This window comes from Pontivivens nitratireducens (genome assembly GCF_014235845.1).
In the GTDB taxonomy this organism is placed as follows: Bacteria; Pseudomonadota; Alphaproteobacteria; order Rhodobacterales; family Rhodobacteraceae; genus Pontivivens; species Pontivivens nitratireducens.
Map to the genome: position 1 here is coordinate 76,658 of NZ_JACJUQ010000005.1, position 17,090 is coordinate 93,747.

The window sequence follows — 17,090 nt, forward strand, 5'->3', positions numbered from 1 at the left end:
CATGGCGATCGAGCAGGCGCTCTACTACCGCTGGAACGGCGACACGAATCCGCTGCACATGGACCCTCGTGTCGCACAAAAGGCCGGGTTCGAGCGCCCGATCCTGCACGGGCTGTGTACCTTTGGCGCGGCGGCGCAGGCCTTGCTGGCGGTTCTGTGCTCCTATGGCGCAACACGCTTCGGCTCGATGGACGGACGATTTACTGCGCATGTTTTCCCGGGTGAGACGCTGCGCACGGAAATCTGGAACGACGGGTCGTTCCGAACCCGTGTCGTCGAACGCGACAAGATCGCCATCGGCAACGGATTGTTCAAGCTCAGGAGGGATGCGGCATGACCGTCAAGACAGACATACGCGACACCGGCGTGATGGTCATCACGCTGAACCAGCCCGAGCGCCGCAATCCGATCGGGCATGAAGTACGCCGCGCCATAGTGGCCGCGCTGTCGCAGGCCGAGGGTGACGATACCATTCGTGCCGTCGTGCTGACCGGTGCGGGTGGGCAATTTTCGGCCGGCGGGGATGTCCGCGACCAGCGTGATCGCAGCATGGCCGAACAGCGCGAAAGATTTGCATGCGTCAAGGATATGGTCGAACGGATGGTTCGCTTCTCCAAGCCCTTGGTCTCAGCGGTCGAAGGGTGGGCTGCGGGGGGCGGCTTCTCGGTCGCAGTGGCGTGCCCTACGGTCGTTGCGGCCCGCGATGCGAAATTCGTGACCAGCTTTACCAAGGTGGGCCTGATCCCCGACATGGGCCTGTTGGGAACGTTGCCTGCGCGGGTCGGCCCGGCGCGTGCCCGCCGGATCATCCTGAACAATCGCCCGATCGGGGCGGAGGACGCGTTGGCAATCGGCATTGTCGATGAAGTTGCGGAGGCCGGCGGCGCATTGGAACTTGCCTGTACCATTGCGGCGCAAGAAGCTGCCGGTGCGCCGCTGCCACGGCAGTTCATCAACGATTGGTTCGCACGTGACGTTAGCGCCGCACTGGACTATGAGCATAGCTTGCAGCCGATTCTTCTAAACAGCGCCGACGCTGCCGAGGGTCGCGCGGCATTCCTGGAAAAACGCGCCCCGAACTACAAGGGGCGTTAGGCGCCTGCGGGGGCAAATGCCGAAACCACAGAACTCCACATCCCTTGCCGGGGCCCTGACCACGCTGCATCGTGGCCTGATGCCGTTTGTCATGCTCGCGGGCGTCACATTGATCTTCGTCGAGTCTGTCTGGCTTACGATCGTGGCGAACCTGGCACTGGTTGTTTTTCTGGCGATGGGGTGGCGACGCTTCAGTGTAGGTACGTGGGTTCCCGTGCTGCTGTCACTCGCGACGTTTGCGTTGGCCTTGTGGAAGGGTGTTTCAACCGAGGTCTTGCTGGATGCGCTGGGACGGATGCTGTTTCTGGCGGCGCTGATCTCGATGATGGGCACGCTGCGCTCCGCTGCGGCGCTGGCACCCGAGGTGATCCAGGCGGGCACGTATCTGACCGGGCAGCCCGCCTCGCGGCGCTATATCGCGCTAACCTTCGGGGGGCATTTGTTCGGTGTTTTGATCAATTTCGGCGGTCTTGCGCTGCTGCTCGATATGGCCACCCGCTCCATGAAGTCGGAGGCGAGCCTGAATCTGCCCGCCGCGATACGGGAGGTAAAGCTCAAGCGCATGACGCTGGCGATCGTACGGGGGTTCGGGCTGATATCGCTATGGTCGCCGCTGGGCTTCTCCGCGAATGTGATCCTGATCACGCTGCCCGGACTGACCTATCTGGATTTCGGCCCGGTAGGGTTCGTCATGTCCTTCGTCTTCATCGCGATCGGCTGGAGCTTCGACCAGATCGAACGGCGCAGGATCGGCACGGTTGCCGTGGCACGGCCCAAACCGCCAGCGGGGTCGTGGCTGGGGGCGGTGATGCTGGTGGGGCATGTGCTGGCGTTGGGTCTGCTGATATTCGTGGTGCATGGAATCTTCCCGTTGAGCTTTCAGGAAGGGTTGATGACGCTGATCCCGACCTACGCCTTTTTCTGGGTCATCTGGTCAACCAGAACGGCCCCCCGGGCGGGGCTGCGTGAGGCCGGAAAAATTGTCATGCAACGGCTGCCCAATTCCGCGGGGGAGGTCGGCGTATTCGCCTCCGCCGGGTTCCTGTCCGTCATGTTGTTGGCGCTAATCCCGGTGGAATCTTTGCGCCTGATCATCGCGGATTTCGGTTTGGGCGCAATCTCCCTGGCGCTGTGTATCGTGTTCGGCATCGTGCTCATGGCATTTGTGGGGATCAATCCCATCGTCTCCGCTTCGGTTCTGGGGGCGGTCGCGTCACAGCTTGCCGTGCCGGGGTTGAGCGATGCGGCAATCGCGTTTTCCATCATCGGTGGATGGACGACCGTGATCGGGCTTTCGCCGTTCATCACGACAATCATCTTCTGCGCCGCCATAATCGAACGCCCGCCAATCCTGATCGGCCTGAAGTGGAACAGGGCCTATTCCCTAACAATCCTGACGTTGTGGTGCGCGTTCCTGATCACTCTGATGCTGACGGGCGCGGTCTAGCTGCCGAATTCGGCGCGGATGCTGGCCGTATGCTCGCCGAGTGCCGGTATGCTGGCGTTCTGACCGCGACGCGCGCCGTCTGTGATGGCGGGGGCGGCCGGGTGGGTGACGCTGGCCCCCGCAGGCGTGGCTGTACGGGTCGTGGCGAGGTGGGGATGCGCGATCAGGCCCGTCATGTCCTTCACCCCAGCGAAGGCCACATTCGCATCCAGCAATACGCGGGTGATTTCCTCGTTGCTGCGCCGCGCGATGGCGGCGGCAACCGTGGCATCCACAATGGCACGATTGGCGAGGCGCGCCTTGTTGGTGGCGAACTGCGGATCGGAGGCCATCTCCGGTGCCTCCAGAACCTTCTGCGCGAACAGCGTCCATTCCCGGTCATTCTGAATCGACAGCAGCACGTCCTGCCCGTCCGCCGTGGTAAACACGCCATATGGCGAGATGGACGGATGGGCCAGGCCGATGCGCTGCGGCGTCTGCCCCGATGCGGCATGGAGGTACGGAACCGCCAGCCAGTCCGCGATCACGTCGAACATGGAAATGCGGATGTCGCAGCCCCGTCCGGTGATGCCGCGCTGGATCAATGCCTCCAGAATCGCGGACTGCGCCGCGGCGCCACTGGCGATATCGACGATCGAGATGCCGACGCGGGCCGGTTCATCAGGCCCACCAGTGATGGAGCAAAGCCCGGATTCCGCCTGAATCAGAAGGTCGTAAGCCTTGCGCGTCGCATAGGGGCCGGTATCGCCATATCCGCTGATGCCGCAGGTTATCAGGCGGTCGTTTCGCTGTCGCATTGCCTCAGGGCCCAGCCCCTTGCGTTCCAGTGCGCCGGGTTTGAGGTTGTGGACTAGGACATCCGCCTTGTCGATCATCGCCAGCAGAAGCTTGTGATCCGTGGCGTCGTCCATGTCGATCACGACGGATTCCTTGCCACGGTTGAGCCAGAGGAAATAGCTGCTTTCGCCATCCGCCGCTTGGTCGTAGCCCCGGGCGAAATCACCTTCGGGTCGCTCAACCTTGATCACACGCGCCCCCGCATCGGCCAGACGGGAGGTGCAATATGGCGCGGCCACCGCTTGCTCGATCGACACGACGAGAACGCCGTCCAGCGGACCTTTGGACATGTGAGCTTCCTTTCTGCCGGCCTTGCGTGACCATCGCGATAGCTTAAACCAAGCGAAACCATGCTTGTAAGGCCAATTGGAAATTTCAGAAATGCCTTTTCGGCATGACTGTCAGAGCGTGGTGCCAGGCCACTGGCCCGAAGTCACCAGATGGTGCACCTCGGAGGTAAGGAATGCCGAGAATTCTGACGCTACGCGCGATCCGGGGCGGTTGAGCGGGGTCATCAAAACCAGCGTCCTGTCAATCGTCCTGCGGATGATCGGACGGGCGATCAGTGTCCCCGCCCGGACCTGATGAATGACGCTGACCAAAGGCAGAACGGTGGAGCCGAGGCCGCGCTCGACAAAGGCCAGCATGGTCGGCAGGATATCAATTTCCAGAACGACGTTGAGGTCGATCTTCTCGCTTTGCGCAATGGATTCGACGCGCCCGCGCAGACCGTGTTCCGGGTTTGGCAGGATGAGGGGCAGGCGCAGCGCGTCCTGAGCCAGGATGGGCGTGCCATCCACCCCGTCTGAAAATTGCGCGGCCTGGATCAGGAAAAGTTGTTCCAGAATAATTGGTTGCGTCTTTATTGACGGGGATTTCTGCCCCTCGTAGGCCACACCCAGATCGATCTTTCCCCGCAACAACCAGTCCTGTACGTGGCCGCTGAAGCCGGAGACGATGCGCAGGTTCACATCGGGGTACAGGTCGAGGGCGCGCTCGATCAGATGGGTTGCCAGAACCTCCGCCACGGTGGGCGGCAATCCCAGTGTCAGGGTGCCGGACAGCGTCTTCTTGTTGCCCGAGAATTCACCGGCCAGATCCTCCATGCTTTCCAGAATGACGGAGGCCCGCCGGGCAAGTCGCAGGCCCTCCTCCGTCGGCATGACACCCCGCCCGTGACGGCGCAGCAGGGAAACGCCCAGTTCCGCCTCCAGCGCCTTGACCTGACGGCTCAGCGCGGGTTGCGCGATATGAAGGCGGTCAGCGGCGGCGGTGATGCTGCTCAATTCCACGATCTGTACGAAATTGCGGAGTTGGCGAAAATCCATTCATGCCTCATTTGTATCTCTGATATAGCCATAATGCATTTGCTACATGAATGACCATCTTTCACGGTGGGCGGGAAGGCAAGTCCGCTTTCCGGCCCGCCCCGGGCTCGGATGACCGCTTTGCTGTTCGGATACGGTCAACAGGCCGGTCGGAACGGTGTGCAGGCAAGGGCCTTCGCCATAGGGAGAATGAACATGAAGAAAAATATCCTGCGTTCCACGATCGGCGCGCTCATGACATGTGCGGCGTTGCCCGCATTTTCACAGGAACTGCCCGATACCATGGTCTGGACGTCGTATGATGTCGGTTCCGCCGGATATGCCGAGGCATCGGCGATTGCAGACGCATTCGGACGGGAATTCGGCACGCGCGTTCGCATCCAGCCCTCGGGCAGCAGCATCGGGCGCCTTCAGCCGCTGCTGCAGGGGCGGGCTGATTATGCATTCCTCGCAACGGAGGCTTTCTTCGTCTCCGAAGGAGCGTTCGATTTCGCGACGCCGGAATGGGGTCCGCACCAGTTGCGCGCCATCGCGGGCCGCCCTGCCGGCATCACGCTGATCGCTGCTGGCGACGCCGGTATTGATACGGTCGAGGATGCACGGGGCAAGCGTATCGCCTTCGTCGCGGGCAACCCGTCGGTGAACGTGAAGTGCGAAGCAATTCTGGCCTTTGGCGGGCTGACGCTCGACGATGTCGAAATCATCATGTTCCCGACCTATGGCGCGGCGATGTCGTCGATGACCCGCAACGAATCCGACGCGACCTGCACGACGCCGACCACCAGCCAGTTGTACGAACTGGCCGAGAGCCCGCGCGGCATCCACTACGCCCCGCTTGAGGCGGATAACGAAGCCGGGTGGGAGCAGCTGCTTAAGGTTCTTCCCATCATGACGCCATCGGATGAAGACGTCGCCGCCGGCCTGCCCGAAGGTGAAATCGCCAAGATGGCGGCCTATCGCTATCCCGTCATCACCACCACCGATGACAGGGACGAGGACGATGTCTATGCCTTCATCAAGGCGCTGGACGAGACTTATGACCTGTACAAGGACGGCACCGCCGCGATGAGCCGTTGGTCACTGGACATGTCCGGTCGTCCGGCCATCGACATTCCGTTTCACGAGGGGGCAATCCGCTACCTGCGCGAAATCGGCGTGTGGACTGAGGAAGACGATGCGTGGAACGAGCAGCGTGTGACGCGGCTGAATACGCTCAGCGAGGCGTGGGCGGAATTCCACGATGAGAACAGCGACATGTCAGAGGAGGATTTCTCCGCCGCGTGGATGGAGCGCCGCGCCGAGGTCGTTTCCTCGCTGAACTGATCGAGACCCAAGTCGCGATACCCCCCGGCGTTTCGGCGCCGGGGGGGCAGTTCATCAGTAGGTCAGGGACGGTCTAATGAAATCAGAGAGCACTTCCCCAGGCGCCGACGCGCCCGATTTCGCGACGAATGCGTCATCAGGACCCAGCGCGATCATGCGCTGGCCTGTCATGGCGTTGGGCGCGCTGGGTGTCCTGTTGGCCGTCAACCAGCAATTCCTGCTGAACCTGTTCGGGTTTCAACCGCTGGGGAACGCATATCTCTATTATCTGATCGGGATTTTTCTGGCAGTGACCTTTCTGGCGCTGCCGATTTCCAGCAACCTTGCCGGGCGTTTGCACTGGGTCAACGTCCTGCTGGCGATCGCCGCGATGGTCAGTGGCGGTTGGCTGGGGCTGCACGGGCTCGATATCATCTCACGCGGGTGGGAATACGATGCGCCGCTGATGGCGGACATCATGGCCACGATTCTGATTTTCCTGGTGCTTGAAGGCGTGCGCCGCGCTGGCGGGCCGGTCCTGCTGGCCACGGCGCTGCTGTTCGGGACCTTTCCGCTCTATGCCGGGCATATGCCGGGTTTCCTTTGGGGAACGCAGTTTTCCGCGATCGAGACCGTCCGCGCGCACGTGTTGGGGGTGGAGAGTATCATCGGCATCCCGATGCAGGTGGTCGCGGAACTGGTCATCGGCTTCGTGATCTTTGGCTCGGTTCTGGTCATCACCAAGGGCAGCGACTTCTTCATGGAGCTTGCCTCCGCGTTGTTGGGGCACAGCCGTGGTGGCCCGGCCAAGGTGGCGGTCATCGGTTCCGGCATACTCGGCTCTCTGTCGGGCAGCGTCATCTCGAACATTCTGACATCCGCACCGTTTTCCGTGCCGACAATGCGGCGGGTGGGGTATCCTGCCAGCTATGCCGCAGCGGTGGAGGCATGTGCGTCGACCGGGGCCACGTTGATGCCGCCGGTCATGGGCACGGTTGCCTTCGTCATGGCATCGTTTCTGGGCGTGCAATATTCCACCATCGTGATTGCCGCCGTGATCCCCGCGATTCTGTTCTATGTGGCACTGCTGTTTCAGGTGGACATGTACGCCGCGCGGCGCGGGCTGCACGGTCTGCCGCGATCCGAAACGCCGAAGATCCTGCCCGTTTTGGCCAAGGGCTGGCCCTATCTGCTGAGCCTCGCGGTGCTGATCTTCGTGCTGATGGTCCTGCGCATGGAGTCGCGTTCACCCTATTATGCCTCGATTGTGATGATCGTCGCCACGTCCTTTCGCAAGGAAACGCGCCTGACCTATCAGCGGTGCAAGGCGTTGCTTCTCGATATCTCGTTGAACGTGGGCAAGCTGGTCGCGATCCTGGCCGGGATCGGCCTGGTCGTGGGGGGGCTGTCCTATACCGGGGTGGCCGGTGCCTTCAGCCGTGAGCTGCTGCTTTATGCCGGCGGGAACACCGCGCTGATGCTGCTCGCCGGTGCTGTGACCAGCTTCGTTCTGGGCATGGGGATGACGGTGACGGCGTGTTATATCTTCCTGTCCATCCTACTGGCGCCCGCGCTGGTTCAGGCCGGGCTGAACCCGATCGCGAGCCACCTGTTCATCCTGTACTGGGGCATGCTGTCCTATATCACGCCGCCGGTCGCACTGGCTGCGATTACCGCCGCGAACGTCGCGGGGTCCAAACCGATGGAGACGGGATTCCGTGCCATGCGGCTGGGTCTGCCGTTGTTCGTCCTGCCCTTCATCTTCGTCTATGACCCCGCCCTGATCATGGAGGGGACGGCGATAAATATCGTGGAGCGGATCTTCCTGACGACGGTGGCGATCTGGGCGGTTACATCCGCGTTCGAAAGCTGGATATACAAGGTCGGACGGATCGGCGTGGTCAGCCGTATCGCATTTGCCGCCGGGGGTGTGCTGATCATCGTGCCGGAGCTATTGACCAGCATTGCGGGCGCGATCGTTCTGGGCGTCGTGATCGCCGTCAACCTGATGCTGAAGCGGCGCAAGCCGGCGCAGGGCATGTGAGGAGCGTATGATGGACAAGAGATTGCCTGATCTGGCGACCGCAGTTGCCAGGATCGAGGATGGCGCACGGCTGATGATCGGTGGCTTTGGGTCCGCCGGCATCCCGTTCGGCCTGATCGACGCGCTGCTCGATCACGGTGCGAAGGGTCTGACCGTGATTTCCAACAATGCCGGTGCGCAGGAAACCGGGATCGCGAAGCTGCTGAAGGAAGGGCGCGTGGCAAAGGTCATCTGCTCCTATCCCCGATCCCCCGGTTCCATCTGGTTCGAGCGCCGCTATGAGGCGGGAGAGATCGAACTGGAGGTCGTGCCGCAGGGCACGCTGGCCGAACGCATCCGTGCCGCAGGCGCCGGAATCGGCGGATTTCTGACGCCGACCGCCTATGGCACATTGCTGGCGGAGGGCAAGGAAACGCGGGTCATCGACGGACGCGGCTATGTCATGGAACTGCCGCTGCATGCCGATGTCGCGCTGTTGCGGGCCGACCGGGCGGACAAGTGGGGCAATCTGACGTTCCACGGCACCGCGCGAAACTTCAATCCGGTCATGGCGTCCGCTGCGAAATACGCAGTCGCGGAGGTGCGGGAGCTTTCCGACGTACCGCTCGACCCGGAACGGGTGGTGACGCCGGGCATCTTTGTGCAGGGCGTGGTGGAATATGGGGTACGGCCATGAACAGTCTCACCGACGCTCAACTGGCGGCGCGGGTTGCGCGCGACATTCCCGACGGCTCCTACGTCAATCTGGGGATCGGCAAGCCGACCCACGTGTCCAGCTACGTCCCCGAGGGACGCGAGATCATCTATCATTCGGAGAACGGCATTATCGGCGTCGGCCCGACCCCGCCCGAGGGCGAGGAAGATTTCGAGATGATCGACGCCAGCAAACGCTACATCACGACAGCCCCCGGTGCCGCGTTTTTCGAGCATGCCGACAGCTTCGCGATGATGCGTGGCGGGCATATAGATATCGCAGTGCTCGGCGCCTATCAGGTGGCGGAAAATGGCGATATCGCGAACTGGGCGACACTGGATGAGAAGTTTCCGCCTGCGGTCGGCGGTGCGATGGATCTGGTCGTCGGGGTTCCGACGATCTTCGTCATGATGAGGCATACGAACCGCGACGGCACACCCAAACTGCTGCGTAAATGCACCTATCCCCTGACCGGTCTGGCCATCGTCAGTCGCGTCTACACCGACCTTGCCGTTCTGGATCTGGCGCCTGAGGGTTTTCGTCTGGTTGAACTGACACCGGGCAACACGCTCGAAGAAGTGCAGGCCCTGACCGACGCGAAAATTCATTCCTGAAGGGCAGGCATGAGCAAGCACACGGAAAATCCCGCCCGATATCGGGTGGGGCATGGCGGACGGTGCATCGTTCGCACCGACAGTAAGATTCTAGGAAATCGCGGCCTTGCGGCCGAGTGACAACCGCCTTCGGGCACAGATAAAATTTAGGAGAGCCTTGTGAAAACCAGCGCCCCCGAGTCCCATGATGACCTGCGCGATGCATTGCGCGCATTATGTGCGGAATTCCCCGCCGAATATCACCGCAAGCACGGCGCGGCGGAGACATATCCCGAGGAATTCGTGACGTCCCTTACGCAGGCTGGCTGGCTGGCCGCGATGATCCCCGAGGAGTTCGGCGGATCGGGTCTGGGCCTGACCGAGGCGTCCATCGTGATGGAGGAGATCAACCGCGCGGGCGGCAATGCCGGCCATTGTCACGGGCAGATGTACAACATGGGCACGTTGCTGCGCCATGGATCGGCCGAGCAGAAGGCGAAGTACCTTCCCAAGATCGCGTCGGGTGAATTGCGCCTGCAATCCATGGCCGTGACCGAACCTACGACCGGAACCGACACGACGAAGCTGAAGACCACCGCCGTGCGCAAGGGTGACCGGTATGTCGTCAACGGTCAGAAGGTCTGGATCAGCCGTATCCAGCATTCCGACCTGATGATCCTGCTGGCCCGCACCACGCCACTGGCCGAGGTCAAGCGCAAGTCCGAGGGGCTTTCCATTTTCCTCGTCGAACTGGACCAGATGATCGGCAAGGGGATGGAGGTCAAACCCATCTCGAACATGGTCGGGCATGAGACGAACGAGTTGTTCTTCGACAATCTGGAAATCCCCGCCGAAAGCCTGATCGGTGAGGAGGGCAAGGGCTTTCGCTACATCCTCGACGGGCTGAACGCCGAGCGGACGCTGATCGCGGCGGAATGTATCGGTGACGGGTACTGGTTCATCGACAAGGCCACGCAATACGCCTCGGAGCGTGAGGTCTTCGGCAGACCCATCGGACAGAACCAGGGCATCCAGTTCCCGCTGGCCAAGGCCTTCGCCCATCTGGAGGCCGCCAATCTGATGCGGTTCGAAGCGTGCCGCCGGTTCGATGCGGTTCAGGACGCAGGCGCGCAGGCCAATATGGCGAAGCTGCTGGCCGCCGATGCCTCATGGGAGGCCGCGAACGCCACGATGCAGACATTCGGCGGTTTCGGCTTCGCGGAGGAATATGATGTCGAGCGCAAGTTCCGTGAAACGCGGCTGTATCAGGTCGCGCCGATCTCCACCAATCTGATCCTGTCCTATGTGGCCGAACATATCCTCGGTATGCCCCGCAGCTTCTAGGAGATCCCCATGTCCGATACCGCTATCACCGCAGTGCCGAGTTTCCCGCTGTTCGTGCCTGCCGATCGCCCCGATCGGTTCGCGAAGGCCTGTGCTGCGGGAACCGACACCGTCATCATAGATGTCGAGGATGCCGTCGCCCCAGATAGCAAGGTGGCGGTGCGCAGAATACCCGAAGGTGCCTTGCCCAAGGAGAGAACCGTGCGGTTGTACCTGCGGGTAAATGCCGTGGACACCCCATGGTATCGCGACGATGTCGCCTTCGCGCGGGCGATGGCCTTTGACGGGGTCGTTCTGCCCAAGGCGGAAAGCGCGGCTCAGGTCGCGGCCCTGCGTGAGGCGTTGGAGCCGGGGCGCACGATCCTCGCCCTGGTCGAGACGGTCGCCGGTCTGGCCGCGATAGACGAGATCGCGCGCGCCGCGGATCAGATCGCGTTCGGCTCCATCGACTTCGCGGAGGACATGGGATGCGCGCACACCCGGCAGACGCTGTTGCCGATCCGCAGCCGGGTCGTGATGGCCGCGCGGCTGGCCGGTCGGCCCGCGCCGATAGATGGCGTCACGCCGACGACCACGGATACCGCCCTGATGGCGGACGATGCCAAGCATTCCAATGAGATGGGCTTTGGCGGGAAGCTGTTGATCCATCCTCATCAGATTGCGCCCTCACGTGCGGCGTTCCGGCCTGATGCGGGGGATCTGGACTGGGCCAGCCGTGTACTTTCCGCCGCCAAGAGCGGGGCGACCGTGGTCATCGACGGTGCAATGGTTGACGCCCCCATCGTGGCGCGGGCCCGCAGAATTCTGGCTCGGGAAAGGGCCCTGACATGAACGACACAGCTGCAATCGACTTCGATCATCTGAACGGTTGGATCGGCCGCACCGAAACCGTGGCGGATATCGTGACACCGGGACTGGTGGATCGGTTTCGCGCTACCTTCGGCAAGCGTCTGTATGGCGATCCGCAGAGCGTGCCGCTGGGTCTGCACTGGTGCCTGGCCCCCCCGGCTGTTCCGTTGGAGGAGATCGGGCCCGATGGCCATCCTGCGCGGGGCGGCTTCCTGCCGCCGGTTCCGCTGGAAAACCGGATGTGGGCAGGCGGTGCCGTCAGCTTCCACGCGCCCTTGCAGATCGGGGACGAGGTTACGCGCGCATCTCGCATCGCGGCGATCACGCCCAAGAACGGGCGCAGTGGGCCGCTGGTCTTCGTCACGGTTGAGCATGAACTGCATGTCGGCAATCGCCGGGTGATCGAGGAGCGTCAGGACATCGTCTATCGCCCGGCCCGCTCGGTCGAGACGGCACAGCCCGAAGCCGTGCACGACATTCCCGAGGATGCGTTTGTCGGCGATCCGGTGACGTTGTTTCGCTACTCCGCCATGACGTTCAATGGCCACCGCATCCACTACGACTATCCCTATGTCACGCAGCAGGAGGGCTATTCCGGGCTGGTTGTTCACGGCCCCATTCAGGCGACCTTGCTGATGAACGCCGCCGCCGCCGCCGCGCAGCAGGATGCGATCCGGATCGAGTATCGCGGTCTGTCGCCGCTGATCGCGGGGCAGTCTGTCTCGATCAAGCGCGACGACAAGCATGTCTGGCTGGAAAAGCCCGATGCCACCGTCACCTTCGACGCCCGTTATTCACTGCTCTGAGGATACCACCATGGCCCGAGCCGACGTAGATGCACTGAAACCGGACCTTGTCCTGCCGCTGATCGGAGCGCCGATGTTTCTGACCTCGGGCGTTGATCTGGTGGTGGCGCAGTGTTGCGCCGGGATCATCGGCACGTTTCCGGCGCTCAACGCACGTCCGGCGCAGGTTCTGGATGAATGGCTGACCCGGATCGAAACGCGGCTGGCCGATCACGAGGCGCAAACGGGCCGCAAGCCCGCCCCCTATGGCGTCAACCTGATCGTCAACGACTACAACGAAAGGCTGGAGGAAGACCTGGCAACCATCGTTCGCCACCGGGTGCCGTTGGTCATCACGTCCCTGTCCGCCCCGGACAAGGTGGTCGCGGCGGTGCATGGATATGGCGGCATCGTCTTTCACGATGTCATCAAGGCGCGCCACGCAAAACGTGCGGTCAAATCCGGGGTGGACGGCCTGATACTTGTCTGCGCGGGGGCCGGTGGGCATGCCGGAACGCTCAGCCCGTTTGCGTTGGTCGAGGAGGTTCGCGCCTTCTATGATGGCCCGCTGATCCTCTCGGGCGCGATTGCCAACGGTCGTGCCGTGCTGGCGGCGCAGGTTCTGGGCTGCGATTTCGCCTATTCCGGCACGGTTTTCATCCCCACAAGTGAGGCGATCGCCCCCGAGGCACACAAGCAGATGATCGTCGCAGCCGAGGCGGAGGGCATCGTCTACACGCCGATGTTTTCGGGCACGCACGCGAACTACCTGACGGCGAGCATCGAGCAGGCCGGTGTCGATCCCGAGGAAGCCAGACGCGCCGAACCGCGCCCGATGGTCGCGAAGGATCATCCAGATCGCCCCAAGACCTGGAAGGAAATCTGGGGCGCGGGGCAGGCCGTAGGCCAGTCACGATCCGTGCAGCCCGCCGCCGACGTGGTGGCCCGGTTGCACGCTGAATATCGGGACGCATGCGGGAGGGTTTCGAAATGAGCCGGATCGAAGGGTCTGACACCTATTGCAACGTACCTGACAGCAGGGGGCTGAACGTCTTTCGCGCGGACCCGGCGCTGGCCGCGCTGGTCCGGCTGTATGCGCCGCCGGCGTTGCATGATGTATTGCTGCCGCAGTTGGACAGGATGGGATCGCTGGTCGGGGACCGGCTGGAAACCCTCGCGCTCAGCGCGGATCAGAACACACCGAAGCTGGTGTTGCGGGCGCGCACCGGAGCCCCGGATGAGCGGATCGAGAAGCACCCCGACTATCAGGAGCTGGAACGATTTGCCTTCGGTGAATTCGGACTGGCCGCAATGTCGCACCGGGCCGGGGTGTTCGGGTCGGATGCGCCGCTGCCGCCGATTGCGAAATACGCGCTGGTCTATCTCTTCGTGCAGGCGGAATTCGGCCTGTGCTGTCCGCTGAGCATGACGGATTCGCTGACCCGCACCTTGCGTAAGTTCGGCTCGGACGAGCTGATCGCGCGATATGTGGATCGCCTGACTTCGCAGGACATGGATGCGCTTTACCAGGGCGCGATGTTCATGACGGAGCAGGTCGCGGGCTCGGATGTGGGGGCGATCGAGACGACGGCCCGTCAGGATGGTGAAACATGGCGTTTGTCAGGTGACAAGTGGTTCTGCTCCAACCCCGACGCCGCGCTTGCCATGGTGTTGGCCCGACCCGAGGGGGGCGGCACCGGCACCCGCGGGCTGTCGCTTTTCCTGTTGCCGCGGCATTTGCCCGACGGGCGGCGAAACGACTACCGGATCGTGCGGCTGAAGGACAAGATGGGCACGCGGTCCATGGCCTCGGGTGAGATCGTGATGGAGGGGGCGGAGGCGTACCTCGTCGGTGATCCGGGGCAGGGCTTCAAGCAGATGACGGACATGATAAACATGTCACGTCTGGCCAATGGCGTGCGGTCCGCCGGATTGATGCGCCGCGCGGTGGGTGAGGCCCTGTTCATCGCGCGTCACCGCACCGCGTTCGGAAAATCCCTCTCCGACATGCCGCTGATGCGCCGCCAGTTGGTCAAGATGCTGCTGCCGGCGGAGCAGGGGCGCAGCATGGTGTTCCACACCGCCAGAGTTCTGCAGCAGTCAGATGCGGGCGATGCCGAGATGGCGAAGGTGGTGCGCATCCTGACACCGCTCATCAAGTTCCGGACCTGTCGCGATGCGCGCAAGGTTGCCGGTGACGCGATGGAGGTTCGCGGCGGTTGCGGCTATATTGAGGAGTTTTCGGATGCGCGGGTTCTGCGTGACGCCCATCTCGGCTCCATCTGGGAGGGCACGAGCAATATTGTAGCCCTCGACGTGGCACGGGCGAGCCATCGGACCGGGGCGCTGGACGCGCTCACCCGGTATCTGCGCGATCTCCTGGCAGGGATGGATGCCCCCCTCGCGGCGGAACTGGACGATGCCTTGACCAGGGCGGTTGCGTTGATGGGACAAACCGCCGAGGGTGAGGCCGAAGTGCGCCGCGCGGCCAGCGCGTTGTATCACGTAACGTCCGCGATCTTCCTCGCGTGGGAGGGGGCGCAGTTGGACGACGCTGCGGTGGCCCGCGACAGGTTGAGGCTTGCGTCACTGGTGTTGAGCCATATTCTGACGCCACGCGATCCGTTGGGGGTGGTCGAGGCTGAACCCGACTGGCTCGACGGCCTTCTGCGCCGTGCGGGCATCGACGATTTCTCCACCCCCGACTTCTCCACCCCCGACGAGGGAGCATCCACATGACGCTGGCCCAAATTCTCGCTGATTTTGCTTCGGCTCCCGTATCGCGGAACGACACGATGGCGCAGTTCGTGCGCTTCTCGCTGTTGGACTGGGCCAGCGTTGGCATCGCAGGCCGGGCGGAGCCTGTGGCGCAAGCTTCGCGTCAACTCGCACTGGCCGAGGGGATCGAACAGGCCACGCTGTTTGGGGGCGGCAAGGGGTCGGCGCGGACCGTGGCGATGGCCAATGGCGCGATCAGCCATGCTCTCGACTACGACGACACGCATTTCGGCTATGTCGGTCATCCCAGCGTGGCGATCATACCTGCCGTTCTCGCCATGGCGGAGCGTGAGGGGGTGAGCGGTGCCCGGTTCCTCGACGCGATCACCGTCGGGATGGAGGTCGTCTGCCGGATCGGAACCTGGCTGGGCCGGACGCATTATGATGCGGGGTTCCACCAGACTGGCACGTCGGGCGCGTTCGGGGCCACGGCTGCGGCCGGGCGGGTGCTGCGCCTGGACGCGCCCGCGATGGCGCATGCTCTCGCTCTGACCTCGACACGGGCGGCGGGATTGAAAAGCCAGTTTGGAACCATGGGAAAACCGCTCAATGCAGGTTTCGCGGCGGAGGTGGGCGTCACCTCGGCCTTGCTCGCGGCGGGGGGTGTAACGTCCGCGCTGGATGCGATCGAGGGTGTTCAGGGGTTCGGGCCGACCCATGCCGCGGCTGAAGATCATGCCGCGTTCGACGGGCTGGGCCAGGAGTGGCTGTTTCCAAATGTCTCCTACAAATTCCACGCCTGCTGCCATGGCCTGCACGCGATGTTGGAAGCATTGCGGACACTGAACCTGTCGGGTCCTGTCACCTCGGTTTCCATCGAGACGCATCCCCGCTGGTTGAAGGTGTGCAACCAACCGTCACCCACGACAGGGCTTGCGGCCAAGTTCAGCTACAGATTGACCGCCGCGATGATGCTGTCCGGTGTCGATACGGCGGCGCTGGAATCCTATACCGACGAAGTCTGCGCGCGACCGGACCTGATCGCACTGCGTGACAAGGTGGAGGTGCGTGGCAACGATACGCTTGAGGATACCGAGGCGCACGTGACCGTGGTCGCCGGTGGGCAAACCCATCAGGCGCGGAGCAATCTGATGGAGGTGACGGACATCGCTCGGATCGGCGATCGTCTGAACGCGAAATCCACGTCACTTCTGGGCGACGCGCTGGCGCGGGACCTGCGGCACGATCTGAGCGTGCTGGAGGAGGCCCGCGATCTGTCCGCATTCACGGCGCGGATCGCCACGATCTGATGCCTAGGGCGGCCAGACGTGGAAAGACCGCCACCGCGAATCCGGGTATCGTACCGCTACAGGGTCAGTCTATCCAATACGATTAGATATGCTGCCTGAATATGGGCCTGACAGGCGCGTTCGGCGCCCTCAGGATCGCGTGCACTGATTGCATCGACCAGCGCGCGCACCTCTTCTACACTCACTTCCAGCCGGCCGGGTGCCGACAGTGAGCTGACACGCAGTTGCGAAATCCGATTGTGCAGTGATTGCAGAATACGCTCGACCTGAATGTTGCATGCACCGCTGAACAGCGTGGCATAGAACTGGTTTTTTCTGGCGATCACCGTTTTGATATTCGGTTTCGTGCACGCATCCTCGAAGGCCGCGAATGCTTTTTTCAGCTTTGCGATGTCGGCATCCTTGCCGAGCAGGGCCATCTGACGGGCGCAATAACCTTCGAGAAGTTGCCGCAGATCGTATATCTGACGCGCGTCCTCTGCCGTCACGGTCGCGACTGTGGGGCCACGATGGGGCGGGCTGGTGACGATCCCCTCCGCCTCCAGCTGTCGCAGGGCCTCGCGAACGGACGTTCTGCCGACGTCGAACAATTCGCAAAGCTCCCGCTCGATAAGGCGGGCGCCCGGGGGGAACTGACCGCTGATTATGGCGGTTCTAAGCTGGTTCTCGACCAGAACGCGCAAACTGGTCGGACGCCTGGAGATAGTGAATTCGGACTCGGTCATTGGCGTGTTCCGAAACAAA

The 17,090-nt window shown here is 62.8% G+C and carries 16 protein-coding genes; 13 read left to right on the forward strand and 3 right to left on the reverse strand.

Annotated features, from left to right (window positions below; genetic code table 11):
• The first annotated feature begins 1 nt into the window (after position 1).
• From H1S03_RS07635 to H1S03_RS07645, 3 genes are read left to right on the forward strand one after another with little or no spacing between them, the layout of a single operon-like run.
• Positions 2-337, forward strand: coding sequence for a MaoC/PaaZ C-terminal domain-containing protein (locus H1S03_RS07635; RefSeq protein ID WP_249777848.1), 336 nt, complete (start codon positions 2-4; stop codon positions 335-337).
• Complete coding sequence (locus H1S03_RS07640) at positions 334-1,095, forward strand: enoyl-CoA hydratase/isomerase family protein (protein ID WP_185803889.1); 762 nt, start codon at positions 334-336, stop codon at positions 1,093-1,095. Before H1S03_RS07635 ends, H1S03_RS07640 begins: the two co-directional genes overlap by 4 nt.
• Positions 1,096-1,111: 16 nt before the next feature.
• On the forward strand, positions 1,112-2,542 hold the full coding sequence (locus H1S03_RS07645) for a hypothetical protein (RefSeq protein ID WP_185803890.1): 1,431 nt from the start codon (positions 1,112-1,114) through the stop codon (positions 2,540-2,542).
• Here the strand turns inward: H1S03_RS07645 and H1S03_RS07650 are convergent.
• Positions 2,539-3,669 (reverse strand): CaiB/BaiF CoA transferase family protein, encoded by a 1,131-nt coding sequence (locus tag H1S03_RS07650; RefSeq protein WP_185803891.1) that lies wholly within the window; start codon positions 3,667-3,669, stop codon positions 2,539-2,541. The genes H1S03_RS07645 and H1S03_RS07650 overlap by 4 nt on opposite strands.
• A gap of 111 nt (positions 3,670-3,780) precedes the next feature.
• On the reverse strand, positions 3,781-4,707 hold the full coding sequence (locus tag H1S03_RS07655; RefSeq protein WP_185803892.1) for a LysR family transcriptional regulator: 927 nt from the start codon (positions 4,705-4,707) through the stop codon (positions 3,781-3,783).
• A 195-nt stretch (positions 4,708-4,902) separates the two neighbouring features.
• Here H1S03_RS07655 and H1S03_RS07660 point away from each other — a divergent pair, with 195 nt between their 5' ends.
• The 10 genes from H1S03_RS07660 (at position 4,903) to H1S03_RS07705 (ending at position 16,346) form a co-directional block, all read left to right on the forward strand.
• Positions 4,903-6,030 carry a TAXI family TRAP transporter solute-binding subunit gene (locus H1S03_RS07660; protein ID WP_185803893.1) on the forward strand — a complete coding sequence of 376 codons (1,128 nt, stop codon included), beginning with the start codon at positions 4,903-4,905 and terminating at the stop codon, positions 6,028-6,030.
• A gap of 154 nt (positions 6,031-6,184) precedes the next feature.
• A complete protein-coding gene (locus H1S03_RS07665) occupies positions 6,185-8,053 on the forward strand; it encodes a TRAP transporter permease (RefSeq protein ID WP_249777849.1) in 1,869 nt (622 codons plus the stop codon).
• A gap of 10 nt (positions 8,054-8,063) precedes the next feature.
• The gene (locus H1S03_RS07670; RefSeq protein ID WP_221892632.1) at positions 8,064-8,729 is read left to right on the forward strand and encodes a CoA transferase subunit A; all 666 of its coding nucleotides are present in this window, start codon (positions 8,064-8,066) and stop codon (positions 8,727-8,729) included.
• Positions 8,726-9,361: a 3-oxoacid CoA-transferase subunit B gene (locus tag H1S03_RS07675; protein WP_185803896.1), complete on the forward strand. Its 636-nt coding sequence runs from the start codon at positions 8,726-8,728 to the stop codon at positions 9,359-9,361. The genes H1S03_RS07670 and H1S03_RS07675 overlap by 4 nt, the downstream gene beginning before the upstream one ends.
• 159 nt (positions 9,362-9,520) lie before the next feature.
• Positions 9,521-10,684 (forward strand): acyl-CoA dehydrogenase family protein, encoded by a 1,164-nt coding sequence (locus tag H1S03_RS07680; protein WP_166190195.1) that lies wholly within the window; start codon positions 9,521-9,523, stop codon positions 10,682-10,684.
• 9 nt (positions 10,685-10,693) lie between these two features.
• Positions 10,694-11,515, forward strand: coding sequence for an HpcH/HpaI aldolase/citrate lyase family protein (locus H1S03_RS07685; RefSeq protein WP_185803897.1), 822 nt, complete (start codon positions 10,694-10,696; stop codon positions 11,513-11,515).
• Positions 11,512-12,339, forward strand: a complete 828-nt coding sequence (locus H1S03_RS07690; RefSeq protein ID WP_185803898.1) for an HTD2 family dehydratase — start codon at positions 11,512-11,514, stop codon at positions 12,337-12,339. The genes H1S03_RS07685 and H1S03_RS07690 overlap by 4 nt, the downstream gene beginning before the upstream one ends.
• Before the next feature lie 10 nt (positions 12,340-12,349).
• Complete coding sequence (locus H1S03_RS07695; RefSeq protein ID WP_185803899.1) at positions 12,350-13,312, forward strand: NAD(P)H-dependent flavin oxidoreductase; 963 nt, start codon at positions 12,350-12,352, stop codon at positions 13,310-13,312.
• Positions 13,309-15,057 (forward strand): acyl-CoA dehydrogenase family protein, encoded by a 1,749-nt coding sequence (locus tag H1S03_RS07700; protein WP_185803900.1) that lies wholly within the window; start codon positions 13,309-13,311, stop codon positions 15,055-15,057. The genes H1S03_RS07695 and H1S03_RS07700 overlap by 4 nt, the downstream gene beginning before the upstream one ends.
• The gene (locus H1S03_RS07705) at positions 15,054-16,346 is read left to right on the forward strand and encodes an MmgE/PrpD family protein (protein WP_185803901.1); all 1,293 of its coding nucleotides are present in this window, start codon (positions 15,054-15,056) and stop codon (positions 16,344-16,346) included. The genes H1S03_RS07700 and H1S03_RS07705 overlap by 4 nt, the downstream gene beginning before the upstream one ends.
• Positions 16,347-16,402: 56 nt before the next feature.
• Here the strand turns inward: H1S03_RS07705 and H1S03_RS07710 are convergent, their stop codons facing one another.
• On the reverse strand, positions 16,403-17,071 hold the full coding sequence (locus tag H1S03_RS07710; RefSeq protein ID WP_185803902.1) for a GntR family transcriptional regulator: 669 nt from the start codon (positions 17,069-17,071) through the stop codon (positions 16,403-16,405).
• Between the last annotated feature and the right edge of the window lie 19 nt (positions 17,072-17,090).